Source organism: Mycobacterium sp. SP-6446 (assembly GCF_001954045.1).
Taxonomy (GTDB): domain Bacteria; phylum Actinomycetota; class Actinomycetes; order Mycobacteriales; family Mycobacteriaceae; genus Mycobacterium.
Map to the genome: position 1 here is coordinate 1 of NZ_MBEM01000064.1, position 13,638 is coordinate 13,638.

Consider the following 13,638-nt stretch of genomic DNA (forward strand, 5'->3'; position numbering starts at 1 on the left):
TGGTTGACCAGCTCGGTCAGGCCGTCGGTCAGGTGATGCCACAGCGTCGGCGAGTACAGCGCCATGATGGTGCCCACGATCGCGTCGCTGTAGCTCAGCCCGCGCGGGTCGTTGGTGGGCATCGGCCTGCCGATCAGCTGGTTGTTCGGGTCGACCATCGGGTCGATCAGGCTGTGGTAGACGTCGACGGCCTTGGCGGGGTCGGTGCCCAGCGGGCAGGTCGGCTGCTTGGCGCAGTCCGCGGCGAACGCGTTGAACGCGTCCTGAAATCCCTTGGCCTGACGCAGGTCCGCTTCGATCTGGTCGGCGTTGGGATCGACGGCGCCGTCGAGGATCATCGCCCGCACGTTCTGCGGGAAGGCTTCCGCGTAGGCGGAGCCGATCCGGGTGCCGTAGGAGTATCCGAGATAGGTCAGCTTGTCGTCGCCGACCGCCTTGCGGATGGCGTCGAGATCCTTCGCGACGTTGACGGTGCCGACGTTCGCCAGGAAGCTCTTGCCCATCTTGTCCACGCACCGGCCGACGAACTGCTTGGTCTCGTCCTCGATGTGGGCCACGCCCGCCGGGCTGTAGTCGACGTTCGGTTCCGTGCGCAGCCGGTCGTTGTCGGCGTCGGAGTTGCACCACAACGCCGGTCGCGACGAGCCTACCCCGCGTGGATCGAACCCGATCAGGTCGAACCGCTCGCGCACCCGCTTCGGCAGCGTCTGGACGAGGCCCAGGGCGGCCTCGATGCCCGACTCGCCCGGGCCGCCGGGATTGATGACCAGCGACGCGAGCTTGTCCCCCGTCGCGGGGAAGCGAATCATCGCCAGGGTCGCCAAGTCGCCGTTGGGATCGTTGTAGTCGACCGGCACGGCCAGCTTGCCGCACAGCGCGCCGGTGGGGATCTTGGCTTTCGGGTTGGACGAACGGCACGGCGTCCATTCGATCGGCTGGCCCAACTTGGGCCCGGCCATGAGCGGACGCCCGCCCACGACGCGGACACAGCCCGCGAGGAGCAGCGCCACGGCAGCAATCGCCGTCCAGATCAGCAGCAAGCGCGCGATCATGTCGCGGCGAGACGAACCCATGCCAACATATGCTGCCAGAGCAGCACCGAGTGCCTGATCAGCGGCCGGATGTCAGCCCGCTACCCGGCGGCCTCGAGCAGCTCTTCCATCCCCACCGCGAACTCGTCGGCCATCTCCCACAAATCGGGCAGTAATTCCGGGCAGGAGATGAGCCCGACGTCCAAATTTCCGCACAGCGACATCACTGTGATGTTGAGACCCGAGCTGTGAAAGATCGGCCCCAACGGGTACATCGCCTTGACGGCGCAGCCGAGCAGGTACAGCGGAACCTGCGGACCCGGCACGTTGGAGACGACGAGGTTGTGCACCGGCATGCTCTCGGTCAGTCGGGAACTGGCATAGAGCCGCATCGCCACGCCGAACACCGCCGGCGCCGCGAACTGCGACCAATCCTGCAACAGCGAAGCGCCGATAGCCGAACTATGTTGCTTGGCAACCGAATTCGCTTCGGCGATGGCCTTCAGGCGCTGCACCGGGTCGCTGATCTGGGTGTGCAGACTGGCAAACATGCCCGAAACCTTGTTGCGGCCAGGGCGATCGGACTTGCCGTGCACCGAGACCGGCACCATCGCCACCAGCGACTCGTCGGGCAGGTCGCCGCGGTCGGCCAGGTATTGCCGAAGCACCCCGGAAACCAACGCCAACACCACGTCGTTGACCTTGACGCCGAATCGGTTCTTTACCTTCTTGATGTCGTCGAGATCCAATGTGGCGTAAGCGATGTTGCGCCGGGCGTTGATGCTGGCGTTGAAGACGGTCCGCGGCGCGCCGAAGGGACGCGCCATCGTCTGACCCTGGCGGGCCTTGCGCAACGTCGAGACGAGCGACGACACCGTGTCGGGCACCGCATTGGCCAGACGCAACGGCCGGGTGGCGAATCGGTACAAGCCGCCCGCGGCGATCTGCCAGGTGCTGGCGCTCCCGACGCCGTCCACCGGATCCGGCGCGGGCGCGTCGGCCTCGGTGGCGCACAGCTGCGACATCAGGTTGGCGCCGGTGACCCCGTCGACTCCGGAGTGGTGCACCTTCGTCATCACGGCGACGCGCCCGTCGCGATGACAATCGGTGCCCGCCACGCCCTCGATGACCCACATCTCCCACAGCGGCCGCTGCCGGTCCAGCGGCAGCGACGCGATGTGCCCGCAGATTTGCGACATCTCGTCGCGCCCTCCCGGTGGCGGCAGCCCGATCCGGTGCAGGTGGCGGTCGACGTCGAAGTTGTCGTCGTCCACCCACACCGGGTGATCGAGGTTCAACGGACTGTTGGCGAGTTTTTCGCGGAATTGCGGCATCGCTTTCAGGCGCAGCGACAGCGCGTCGCGCAGCCGGTCGAAGGTGTAGCCGCCGGGCATCGTCGAGGTGTCCAGATCGAGGATCGAGCAAACATGCATGGGCTGCGAGGGGGTCTCCAAGTACAAGAAACTGGCGTCGAGTCCGCTGAGCCGCTGCATGGCCTGAATGGTATGTCTCACACTGCCGGGGCGGTGCAATTGCGCAGCCGAGATGGCAGAATGGCACCGTCAAGCGAACCCGGGGACCCCGTGGGGCCACGAGGATCGACCGACCACTACCAGGGACAATGATGTCTGAGCACAACGTTTACGGTGCAAACTCATCCGCAAACTCGGCCGCCGACGCCAAGCCGCCGACCAAAATCCGCACTCATCACTTACAGAAAATGAAGGCCGAGGGCCACAAGTGGGCCATGCTCACGGCCTACGACTACTCGACCGCCCGCATCTTCGACGAGGCCGGCATCCCGGTTCTGCTGGTCGGGGATTCCGCCGCCAACGTCGTGTACGGCTACGACACCACGGTGCCCGTCTCGGTCGACGAACTGATCCCGCTGGTTCGCGGCGTGGTCCGGGGGGCGCCGCACGCGCTGGTCGTCGCCGACCTGCCGTTCGGCAGCTACGAAGCCGGACCGAACGCCGCCCTGGCCACCGCCACGCGGTTCATGAAGGAGGCCGGCGCGCACGCCGTCAAGCTCGAGGGCGGCGAGCGGGTAGCCGAACAGATCGCCTGCCTGACCGCCGCGGGCATCCCGGTGATGGCGCACATCGGCTTCACCCCGCAAAGCGTGAACAGCCTCGGCGGTTTCCGGGTGCAGGGCCGCGGTGACGGCGCCGAACAAACCATCGCGGATGCGATCGCCGTCGCGGAAGCCGGAGCGTTCTCCGTCGTGATGGAGATGGTGCCCGCGGAGCTGGCCACCCAGATCACCGGCAAGCTGACCATCCCGACGATCGGGATCGGCGCCGGCCCCAACTGCGACGCGCAGGTCCTGGTCTGGCAGGACATGGCCGGGATGAGCGGCGGCAAGACCGCTCGGTTCGTCAAGCGGTTCGCCGACGTGGGCGCCGAATTGCGCCGGGCCGCAACGCAATACGCCCAAGAGGTGGCCAGCGGGGTTTTCCCGGCCGACGAGCACAGCTTCTAGCATCGGCTTGACCATCGCGGGCTTTCCGCCCGCCCGAACCGTCGAACCCGTCACGGCAGCTTCTGCCGAAAATCGTTGTGTGACAACGGTGGTAGGATTTCTCCTATATATAAACGCGACTCCGTGGGCGGGGGGTTGAACATATAGTCGGCAATCGTGGTTGCTTCGTGCACCGCCGAACGGTCTTGAAGTTGCCGCTGCTACTGGCAGGAGGCACCGCCCTGGCGCGAGCGCCTCGCGCCACCGCACAACCCCTCGACCCGCCGGACTCGGCCCGGTGGTCAACCGACCGCGCCGACCACTGGTATCGAGCGCAAGGCTGGCTCGTCGGCGCCAACTACGTCACGTCGAACGCCGTCAACCAGCTGGAGATGTTCCAGCCCGACACCTTCAACCCCCTGCGCATCTATCTCGAGCTGGGCTGGGCCCGGGCCGCCGGATTCAACACCGTGCGGGTGTTCCTGCACGACCAGCTCTGGACCGAGGATCAGCGGGGGTTCCAAGGCCGTCTGGCCCAGTTCGTCGCCATGGCGGCCGAGCACGGCATCAAACCGCTCTTCGTCTTGCTCGACTCCTGCTGGGACCCGTTCCCGAAAGCCGGCCCGCAGCGCGCCCCGACGCCCGGCGTCCACAACTCGGGCTGGGTGCAAAGTCCGGGCGCCGAACGGCTCGGCGACCGCGCCTACCTCGACACGCTGCGCGCCTATGTGACTGGCGTGCTGTCGCAATTCCGCAATGACGACCGGGTTTTGGGTTGGGACCTGTGGAATGAGCCCGACAATCCCTCGCGCCACTATGGGTCCGTCGAGAGGCCGGACAAGGTGGAGCTGGTCGCGGACTTGCTTCCGCAGGTTTTCGCGTGGGCGCGTTCGGTTGATCCCGTTCAACCGCTGACGAGTGCCGTCTGGCAGGGCGAGTGGCCGGACGCCGGAAGTACCGACGTCATCAGCCGGATCCAGCTCGACAACTCCGACATCCTCACATTCCACTCCTACGGCGCACCGGTGGACTTCGAGAGGCGCATCGACGATCTCGCCTCGGGGGACCGACCGATCCTCTGCACCGAGTACCTGGCCCGGCCCCTGGGCAGCACCGTTGCGGAGATCCTGCCAATCGCCAAACGCTACAAGGTTGGTGCGATCAATTGGGGACTCGTCGCGGGGAAGACTCAAACCTACTTGCCCTGGGACTCGTGGGATCACCCGTACCCGGCGATTCCGGATGTCTGGTTTCACGATCTGCTGCAACACGATGGACGGCCGTTTCAGGACGACGAAATCCAAGCGATTCGTCAGCTCAACGGCCTGGCGATGCACCTCCGCCCTTAGGGCCGCTTAAGCGCGGCACCGCGGTGTGGCAATCTGTGTGTGCCCGGCCGCGAGCGCCGACGACCTTTTGACAGCGCAGCAACGCGCAACGGAGCCGAAAATGCCTGCAGAAGCGCAAAACACCTCCCGCTATCTGGAGGTGGAGCGCAAGTTCGACGTCGTCGAATCCACGGTGTCGCCATCGTTCGAGGGCATCGCGGCGGTGGCTCACGTCCAGAAATCGCCGACCCAATCGTTGGACGCGGTGTACTTCGACACCCCGTCGCATGACCTGGCGCGGCACAAGATCACGCTGCGGCGCCGCACCGGTGGGCACGACGCGGGCTGGCACCTGAAGTTGCCGGCCGGACCCGATGCGCGCACCGAGATCCGGGCGCCGCTGGGCACATCCGACCCGACGGCCGCCGACACCGTGCCGGGAGAGTTGGTTGACGTTGTGCTCGCGATCGTTCGCGACCGCCCGATCGAGCCGGTCGCGCGCATCGCCACCCAGCGGGAAAGCCAGCTGCTCTACAGCGCCGACGGCACCGCGCTGGCGGAGTTCAGCAATGACCACGTCACGGCCTGGTCGGGCGGCGCGGCCGCGGACGCCGGCCCGGCCCCGGCCGAACAGGAGTGGCGCGAGTGGGAACTCGAACTCGTCGCCGGGAACGGCGCCGCCGACGCCTCGTTGTTGAGCCGGCTGAGCAATCGGTTGCTCGACGCGGGTGCCGCGCCGGCCGGCCACGGCTCGAAGTTGGCGCGAGTGCTGGGCGCGACGTTGCCGGCCAACGGCAGCCGGCCGCCCGACGACCCCGTGCACCGCGCGGTGGCCGAACAGGTTGACGAGCTGTTGGCGTGGGACCGCGCCGTGCGCGCCGACGTGGACGACGCCGTGCACCAGATGCGGGTGACCACCCGCAAGATCCGCAGCCTGCTGCGGGAATCGCCGGAGTCCTTCGGGTTGTCCGACGGCGCCTGGATCCTCGACGAGCTGCGCGAGTTGGCCGGTGTGCTGGGCGTGGCGCGCGACGCCGAGGTGCTCGGGCAGCGCTACGAGCAGGAGCTGAACCGGTTGGCGCCGGAGCTGGTGCGCGGGCCCATTTGGGAACGTCTGGTCGAGGGCGCCCGCCGCCGCTACCAGACGGGGCTGCGGCGATCGTTGATCGCGATGCGCTCGCAGCGATACTTCCGTCTACTCGACGCCCTCGATGCGCTGGTGGCCGAGGTCCCGGCGCCCGCGTCCGGTGCGGAATCGCATGCGATAACCATCGAGCGCGCCTACAAGAAGGTGCGGAAGGCGGCCAACACCGCGGCCGAACTGGATCAAGTCGATCAGACCGACCAGGAGTACGAGCATCATCGCGACGAGGCGCTGCACCGGATCCGCAAGCGCGCCAAGCGACTTCGCTACACCGCGGCGGCCACCGGCGACGACGAGGTGTCCAAGCAGGCCAAGGCCATCCAGACGCTGCTCGGTGATCACCAGGACAGCGTGGTCAGCCGCGAGCACTTGAATCAACAAGCCAACGCCGCACACCTCGCCGGCGAGGACACCTTCACCTACGGTCTGCTCTATCAGCAGGAGGCCGAGCTGGCCGAGCGTTGCCGCCAGCAGCTCGACGACGCGCTACGCAAGCTCGCCAAGTCGGTGCGCAGAGCCCGCGAATGAGGCCGCGCCCCTGAGGGGCGGACGAGTTGGCCTGTAAGCCGGATTCTGTTCCCCGTCGCCGCGCTTGAGCAACGGCGACGCGGCGGCGACCATCCATCTGGACACACCGTTGCCGGGTGCCTCGAGCGGCCTACCCGCAGGCTCGGGCGAGCAACCCTCGGACGCCTGCGCGGCCGCACTTTCGTGCGGCCTTCTTGGCCTTGCTTCGGGTGGGGTTTGCCAAGCCACCCCGGTCACCCGGAATGCTGGTGCGCTCTTACCGCACCGTTTCACCCTTACCACCGCGAGGGTGGCGGTCTGTTTTCTGTGGCACTTTCCCGCGAGTCACCTCGGATTGCCGTTAGCAATCACCCTGCTCTGTGAAGTCCGGACTTTCCTCGAACCGCCTTGCGACGGTCCGCGGCCGCCCGGCCAACTCGTCCGCGACGATCCACGGTACCCGCAGCGGAATCTGCTGGCCAGCGGCGTTTGTCCATTACGCCATTTATTCAATCATTGCCTAATTAGCGACGTTGGTGTCACGCTGACCGCATGACAGAAACCGAAGGGTATGTCGATCAGGCGTACATGGGAATCGCCGAGCCCCAGCCGATGTACAAGGCGTTGCGCGAATCCACCCCGGTGTTCCGAGGCCCCACGGCGGTGGTTCTCAGCCGCCTGGCCGACATCGAGATGGCGCTCAAGCACACCGAGCTGTTCTCGTCGAACATGGACGCCGTCGACCTCGGCAACGTCCGACCGATGATCCCGCTGCAAATCGACCCGCCCGACCATGCGAAGTACCGCCGCATCCTCGATCCGTTGTTCACCCCGCGAGAAATGGCCCGGCGCGAGCCCCGCGTCAGCGAGCTGGTCAACGAGATGATCGACCGCTTCGCCGGCCGGGGCGAATGCGACTTCCACGAAGAGTTCGCCGTTCCCCTCCCCTGCACCGTCTTCCTGCAATTGCTCGGTCTGCCGCTGGAGGACCTCGACCAGTTCCTGGAGTGGAAGGACGGCATCATCCGGCCTGAGGGCGACTCGGGCTTCGACCGCCGCCACGACACCTGTGCGGGCACGGCGCAACAGATCTACGACTACTTCGACCGCGCCATCGACGACCACATCGCCAGCCCGCGCGACGACGTGCTCTCCGCCATGATCGCCGCGAACGTGGAAGGTAGACCGCTAACGCGCGAGGAGCTCCTCGACATCTGCATCCTGTTCCTCATCGCGGGGCTGGACACGGTGACCGACTCGCTCGACTGCTTTTTCGTGTACCTGGCGTGCCATCCCGACCACCGTCGTCAGCTCGTCGAGCAGCCCGACATCCTGCCGAGCGCCATCGAGGAGTTGTTGCGCTGGGAGACCCCGGTGCCGGGTGTGGCCCGCGTCTGCATCCAGGACACCGAGGTGGGCGGTTGCCCGATCAGCAAGGGCGAAAGGATCAGCCCGCTGCTCGGTGCGGCCAACACCGACCCCGCCGAATTCCCCGACCCCGAACTCGTCGACTTCAACCGCAGCCCAAACCGGCACCGCGCGTTCGGCGGCGGACCGCACCGCTGCCTCGGATCGCACCTGGCCCGCATGGAGCTGCGGGTGGCGCTGCGCGAATTCCACCGGCGCATCCCGGATTACGAGATCAAGCCGGGCGCGCAGCTGACCTACACCGCAGCGCTGCGGTCGGTGGAGTCGCTGCCGCTGGTATTCCCGGTGTCATGAGTCGCGTGTCGGTTGACGCCGAGCGCTGCACGGGGCACGGCCGCTGTTACACGTTGGCGCCCGACGTCTACGACGCGGACGAGGTAGGTCACTGCGTCGTGCTCGTCGAAGACGTCTCCGGCGACCTCGAAGCACAGGCCGCCGTCGGCGAGCAGAACTGCCCGGAGCAGGCAATCACGTTGTCTCGCTGAGTATTTCAGCGATATTTAGGCGAAGCAGACGACGCTGCGCGCCCCGCGCCCCGCGGTCATGTCGGTGAAGGCCGCCTCGACGTCCTCGATGCCGATCCGCCGCGTCACCAGCGCCTCGAGATCGAGGCGGCCACGCTGGGCGAGCTCGGCGAGCACCGGGATGTCGCGCACCGGATCGCTGGCGCCGTAGACGCTGCCCTGAATCGTCTTGCCGTCGGCCATCAACGACAGCGCGGGAAACGTCACCTCCTCCGCGATCCCGGCCGCGCCGACCAACGTGACCTTGCCGCCGCGGCGGGTGGCCTCGTAGGCGGCGCGCATCGTGGCGGGCTTGCCGACCACCTCGATTCCGTGATCGACCCCGGCACCGCCGGTCAGGTCGAGCACCGCCTTGGACAGGTCGACGTCACTCGCGTCGACGGTGTCGGTCGCGCCGTTGGCCACGGCGGCGGGGAGTTGGGCGGCGACCCGGTCGGCGGCGATGATCCGCGACGCGCCCGCCAGCCGTGCCCCCTGGATCGCGGCCAAACCCACACCGCCGCAACCGATCACGAGCACGCTCTCCCCCGACCGCACGGCCGCCGTGCGCATCACCGCGCCGACCCCGGTGGTGACGCCGCAGCCCAGCAGCGCGGCAAGGTCGAGCGGCAGCGACTCGTCGACCGGCACCACCGCCGCCGCCGGGAGCAGCGTCTGTTCGGCCAGCGACCCCACGCCCATGCCCGGCCACACCGGCCCGCCGGCGCTCTCCGCGTACGGATCGCCGTAGGCGTGGTCGTAGCCGTGCGCGCACAGCTGGGCCTCCCCGCGCAGGCAATGTGGGCAGGCCCGGCAGGGCACGTTCCACGTCAGCACGACGTGGTCACCCGGGCTCACGTTGGTGACGTCGTCGCCGACCTCGGCGACGACGCCGGCGCCCTCATGTCCGAGCGTCGACGGCAGCAGCGTCGGTATCGACCCGTCGCGCAGCGACAGGTCGCTGTGGCAGACGCCGCTGGCGCGCAGTTGCACCCGCACCTCCTGCTTGCCGAGGGGCCGTAGTGAGAGTTCCTCCAGCGCGGTGGGCTGTCCGACCTCGCGCAGCACGACGGCTTTCATGGGACGGCCGCCTTCATGAAACCCATACTGTGATCCACGTCATATCGACTTACGATGGCGGGACATCCGCACTGGGTCAAGGGAGGCGGGCATGACGGGATCAACGACGATCACGCGAGAAACCCACGCCGATCAGGCGGTGCTGACGATTGGCGGACAGACGCAGCCGGGTGCCGCGGGGACCTACCCCGTACACAATCCGGCCCGGCCGGCCGAGATCGTCGGCTATGCACCCGCCGCCGACAAGGCCCAGCTCGACGCCGCGGTGTCGGCCGCACGTCGTGCGGCGCCCGAATGGCGAGCCCTCGGCGTCACCGAACGCATCGCGGCTTTCACCGCCGCGGCCACCACGGCCGCCGAACAGTTGGCCGCGCGAGACGGCGCACGCCTGTACACCCGCGAGCACGGCAAGGTGCTGTCCGAAGCGAATTTCGAGATCGACACCGGCCCCGGCCTCGCCGCGCTGATCGGCTCGATGGCCGAGGCCGCGCTAGCGCCCGAGCAGATCGACCCGCAGTCGGAATACCCACGGCTGCACCGCGAGCCGTTCGGTGTGGCCGCGCTCGTGCTCCCGTTCAACTGGCCGCTGGCGCTGACGATGACGAAGCTGGCGTCGGCGCTGACCGCCGGCAACACCGCCGTCGTGAAGGTGCCGCCGAGCTGTCCCCTGGCGGCGCTGCAACTTGCCGGGGCGCTGGCGCAGGCACTGCCGCCGGGTGTGGTCAACGTGCTCGCGGGCCCCGGGAGCGAGCTCGCCCAGGCGCTGGTCACCCACCCCGGCATCGACCTCATCTCGCTGACCGGCGGCGTCGCCACCGGGCGGGCCGTCATGGCGGCCGCCGCGCGCCGGCTCACCCCGGTGTTGCTGGAGCTGGGCGGGAACGACGCCGCGATCGTCGCACCCGACATCGCGATCGGCGACGAGCTGGTCGAGCGGCTGGTGACGGCGACCTACACCACCGGCGGGCAGGTGTGTATGGCGATCAAGCGGCTGTATGCGCCCACCAAACGCGTCGGTGAGCTGGCCGAGGCGGTGCTGGCGCGCTGCGGGCGGGAGGTGCTCGGCGACGGGCTCGCCGAGGAGGTGACGCTGGGCCCGCTGCACACGGCCGCCGGCCGCAACCGCGTCACCGCGCTGGTCGCCGACGCCGAGGCGCAGGGCGCGACAGTGCGAACGGCGGGAAGGGTCCGCGACGAGGACGCCGACTCGGGCGGATACTTCGCGCTGCCAACCGTCGTCACCGATCTGGCGCCGGACTCGAAGCTGGCCACCGAGGAGCAGTTCGGTCCGGTGCTGCCGATCTTCGGCTACGACAGCATCGATGACGCCGTAACCGCCGCGAACGCAACCGAATTCGGCCTCACCGCGTCGGTCTGGACCGGTGATGACGCCCTCGCCGACCGCGTCGCCGGGCAACTCGTGGCGGGCACGGTCAGCGTCAACTGCCACGGCCTGGCCGCCCAGGACCCGCGCCTGCCGTTCGGCGGCTGCGGCCAGTCCGGCATCGGGCGGGAACTCGGCGTCGAGGGAATCCGGGCATTCACCCAGCCGCGCACGTTCGTCCGCCACCCGGCGCCGGGCTAGTTCGTCGGCTGGCGTTGGCCGGCGTTTCCACTGTGCGGTCTGGGCCTTGAGTGTGCGCTGAGGGCGGCCTGGATGCGCACTCAAATTCCAGACGCATACCCTAACGGACGATCTTCGCATTGGTAGACAACGGATTTGAGTTCATCCGCTTGTCCAAGACGAAGTTGTGCGACGCAGCGACGTGGACCATCCACGACTCTCAGTCGGAGGCGCCAGGCTGTCTCGAATGTCGTCTTTTCAGGACAGACGGATCGCCGTAACAACCGGCTCGAACAGCCCACTTCGACTACCCTTGCCGTCCACGGCTTCAGCGACTTGCGGCCTAGTATGACGCCGGAGGTGATCGAATGTCGCAACGGCTGCGCATCGCACACGTCGGGTCTGGCCGAACGGGGCACCTCGTGCTGCGAATGATCCTGACTACGCCTGCGCTCGATCTGGTCAGCCAGTATGTTCACAGCCCGGATAAGGTCGGTCGCGACTCTGGCGAACTCGTTGGCGCGTCAGCGACCGGAATCGTCACTACGCAAGACTTTGAGGCGTTCTTGGCTACCGAAGCCGACTGCGTCACGTATCTCGCGACCGGCACCGGCCGCGCGATCGACGAAGTCATCGATCAGCACTGCGCGATCCTAGCTAGCGGCAAGAACATCGTCACCACAGCGCTGGGCGAACTGATCCATCCCGAGACGCTCGGCGACGCACGGCTGATGAGATTGCAGAATGCCAGTCGTGCAGGTGACACCTCACTCATCGCCGCTGGCATCGCGCCCGGATTCGCGATGGACGTGTTGCCGGTGCAGGTGGCCACGTTATCGGCCATGCCAACGAAAGTCGTTGTAAGCGAACGGATTCTGTGCGGTGCGTACTCGGTGCCAGGATTCTTTGCGGCATTCGGCTTCGGCACGACCCCCGCCGTCGACGCCCAGGCGTACCGACCGGGGACCGGTGTCGCACTCTTCGGGAGTCCTATTCGGTTAATGGCACACGGGCTGGGGTGGCACCTCGACGAGCTTCGCGACCGCAAGGATGTCGCGGTTGCACGAAGCGACTATTCCTGTCCCGCTGGTGAAGTGCCTGCCGGGACAATCATCAGCGTTCGGATTACCGCAGAAGGCATCATGAACGGCGAACCTCGCCTGGCCATCTCCGAGATCTGGTCCTTGAGCGACGAGGTCATCGACGATTGGGAGCCGCGGCCAACCCCCGACGCTGCACCCCGGCTAACGCGGATCACCGTCGACGGAACGCCGTCAGTAATTGTCGATCTTGCACTCGCCGGAAGCCCATTGCCCGGCGCAGACGCGACCGCGGCGCGGGTAGTCAACTCGATCGCTGCGGTATGCGCTGCCGAGCCCGGAATTTATGGCGTACTTGACTTGGCGGTCACACCGGCGATGACGTCGTCCGCTCGTCGGTGACCGGAAGGCAATCTCAGCGCGACCCGTGACGACCCAATCTGAGCGATAATTTCGTCATCCGACGAGGCCGGGAAGCGACGACCCGGCAAGCCAGCGCAGCATCTGCAGCCGACCTGGGCGAGGCAAAGGCGCAACAGGATACATGTGACTTCTGCTCGTAGAAAAAGTCCGATGCGCCCTACGGCATAGTGTGCGAGGCCCTGAGTTGGTCGCTCGCCCGGCTGTCGGGTTTGGGGTCGATGCGTCGCCGCACTGAATCAACGGCCTCGCGCAGCGCCGGCACGAACTGCTCGGACTGCAACACGCTGCATGAATGGCCGGCATCGACGGTCACCACGTGCGCATCGGGTATCTGCTTAGCCAGCCAGAACTGTTGTTTTGGCGGAATCGCCCTGTCGCGCAGCGGAATCAGCACCGCCGTCGGAACATCGATCTGCCCAACCCACGAAGTCGAGTCGAACCGCGTCATCTCGGCAACCGCACGGGCGATTCCACCCGGGCTTGTGCTTCGGAACTGGCCCAGCAGCCACTTAACGTCACTGCGGACGAGGGTTTCGGCGTCGGCCGCCACGGGCCGCGGCAGCCCGGGACGTGGGCTGAACGCCTCAATCAGCCCCGCCAACACGCCGGCTCCCATCCGTTCCCACGTCACCCCATTCCACCATCCGGTTGGCGCCGCCCCCAGCACCAGCCCGTCGAGCCGCTGCGGGTGCCGACGCCAAACTAGCTGGGCCACAGCCGAACCCATCGAATAACCAACCGGGACGAATGTCTCCACGCCGAGCGCATCGGCGAGCGCGGCGACGTCATCGGCGCAGTCCTCGAGCAGAAACCGGGGCGATGAAATGCCCTGACCGTGGAAGCGTTGATCGAACACCACCACGCGGCCAAACCCGCGCATCATCTCCAAGACCGGATACCACATCATCAGCCCGGTACAGGCGAGCCCATGCAGCAGCATGAATGTCGGCGCCCCGGCAACCGGCCCGGAATCGACCACATAAGTGCAACCGCGGCCCGGCAACTCCACGGTCCGGCCGCTGGGAACGTGACCGACCCGAGCAAACCCGGGCAGCCGAGGCGGTTGCCACTGAAAGCCAAGCGGGCGGCGATAGCCGGCCATACCGCCATTACAGCACAGCAACCCCGA

General features: G+C 67.3%; 11 protein-coding genes and 1 other RNA gene. 7 read left to right on the plus strand and 5 right to left on the minus strand.

What is annotated here, in order from left to right:
• Positions 1-1,073: alpha/beta hydrolase (locus tag A5736_RS04560; RefSeq protein WP_076244907.1), on the minus strand; the 1,073-nt coding region annotated here is incomplete at its 3' end.
• 59 nt (positions 1,074-1,132) lie between these two features.
• Positions 1,133-2,524 (minus strand): wax ester/triacylglycerol synthase family O-acyltransferase, encoded by a 1,392-nt coding sequence (locus tag A5736_RS04565; RefSeq protein WP_076244751.1) that lies wholly within the window; start codon positions 2,522-2,524, stop codon positions 1,133-1,135.
• 131 nt (positions 2,525-2,655) lie between these two features.
• On the opposite strand from A5736_RS04565, the gene panB reads away from it, so the two are divergent.
• The 3 genes from panB (at position 2,656) to A5736_RS04580 (ending at position 6,492) form a co-directional block, all read left to right on the plus strand.
• A complete protein-coding gene (gene panB, locus A5736_RS04570; protein ID WP_076244909.1) occupies positions 2,656-3,513 on the plus strand; it encodes a 3-methyl-2-oxobutanoate hydroxymethyltransferase in 858 nt (285 codons plus the stop codon).
• Between the two features lie 167 nt (positions 3,514-3,680).
• Positions 3,681-4,841, plus strand: a complete 1,161-nt coding sequence (locus A5736_RS04575; RefSeq protein ID WP_076244753.1) for a cellulase family glycosylhydrolase — start codon at positions 3,681-3,683, stop codon at positions 4,839-4,841.
• Positions 4,842-4,941: 100 nt separating this feature from the next.
• Positions 4,942-6,492, plus strand: coding sequence for a CYTH and CHAD domain-containing protein (locus tag A5736_RS04580; RefSeq protein ID WP_076244755.1), 1,551 nt, complete (start codon positions 4,942-4,944; stop codon positions 6,490-6,492).
• A gap of 18 nt (positions 6,493-6,510) precedes the next feature.
• Here the strand turns inward: A5736_RS04580 and rnpB are convergent.
• Positions 6,511-6,911: RNase P RNA component class A (gene rnpB / locus A5736_RS04585), an RNA gene on the minus strand.
• A 112-nt stretch (positions 6,912-7,023) separates the two neighbouring features.
• Here rnpB and A5736_RS04590 point away from each other — a divergent pair.
• Together A5736_RS04590 and A5736_RS04595 are read left to right on the plus strand one after the other, a co-directional pair.
• A complete protein-coding gene (locus A5736_RS04590) occupies positions 7,024-8,193 on the plus strand; it encodes a cytochrome P450 (RefSeq protein ID WP_076115923.1) in 1,170 nt (389 codons plus the stop codon).
• Positions 8,190-8,384, plus strand: coding sequence for a ferredoxin (locus A5736_RS04595; protein WP_076244757.1), 195 nt, complete (start codon positions 8,190-8,192; stop codon positions 8,382-8,384). The genes A5736_RS04590 and A5736_RS04595 overlap by 4 nt, the downstream gene beginning before the upstream one ends.
• A gap of 15 nt (positions 8,385-8,399) precedes the next feature.
• Here A5736_RS04595 and A5736_RS04600 read toward each other — a convergent pair whose 3' ends face one another.
• Entirely contained in the window at positions 8,400-9,482 is a 1,083-nt protein-coding gene (locus tag A5736_RS04600; protein WP_076244758.1) for a Zn-dependent alcohol dehydrogenase, read from the minus strand.
• Positions 9,483-9,573: 91 nt separating this feature from the next.
• Here A5736_RS04600 and A5736_RS04605 point away from each other — a divergent pair, with 91 nt between their 5' ends.
• Together A5736_RS04605 and A5736_RS04610 are read left to right on the plus strand one after the other, a co-directional pair.
• Positions 9,574-11,067, plus strand: coding sequence for an aldehyde dehydrogenase family protein (locus A5736_RS04605; protein ID WP_076244760.1), 1,494 nt, complete (start codon positions 9,574-9,576; stop codon positions 11,065-11,067).
• A gap of 347 nt (positions 11,068-11,414) precedes the next feature.
• A complete protein-coding gene (locus tag A5736_RS04610) occupies positions 11,415-12,488 on the plus strand; it encodes a hypothetical protein (RefSeq protein WP_076244762.1) in 1,074 nt (357 codons plus the stop codon).
• A 178-nt stretch (positions 12,489-12,666) separates the two neighbouring features.
• On the opposite strand, the gene A5736_RS04615 is transcribed toward A5736_RS04610, so the two are convergent.
• Positions 12,667-13,611, minus strand: a complete 945-nt coding sequence (locus tag A5736_RS04615; protein WP_076244763.1) for an alpha/beta fold hydrolase — start codon at positions 13,609-13,611, stop codon at positions 12,667-12,669.
• Positions 13,612-13,638 lie beyond the last annotated feature (27 nt).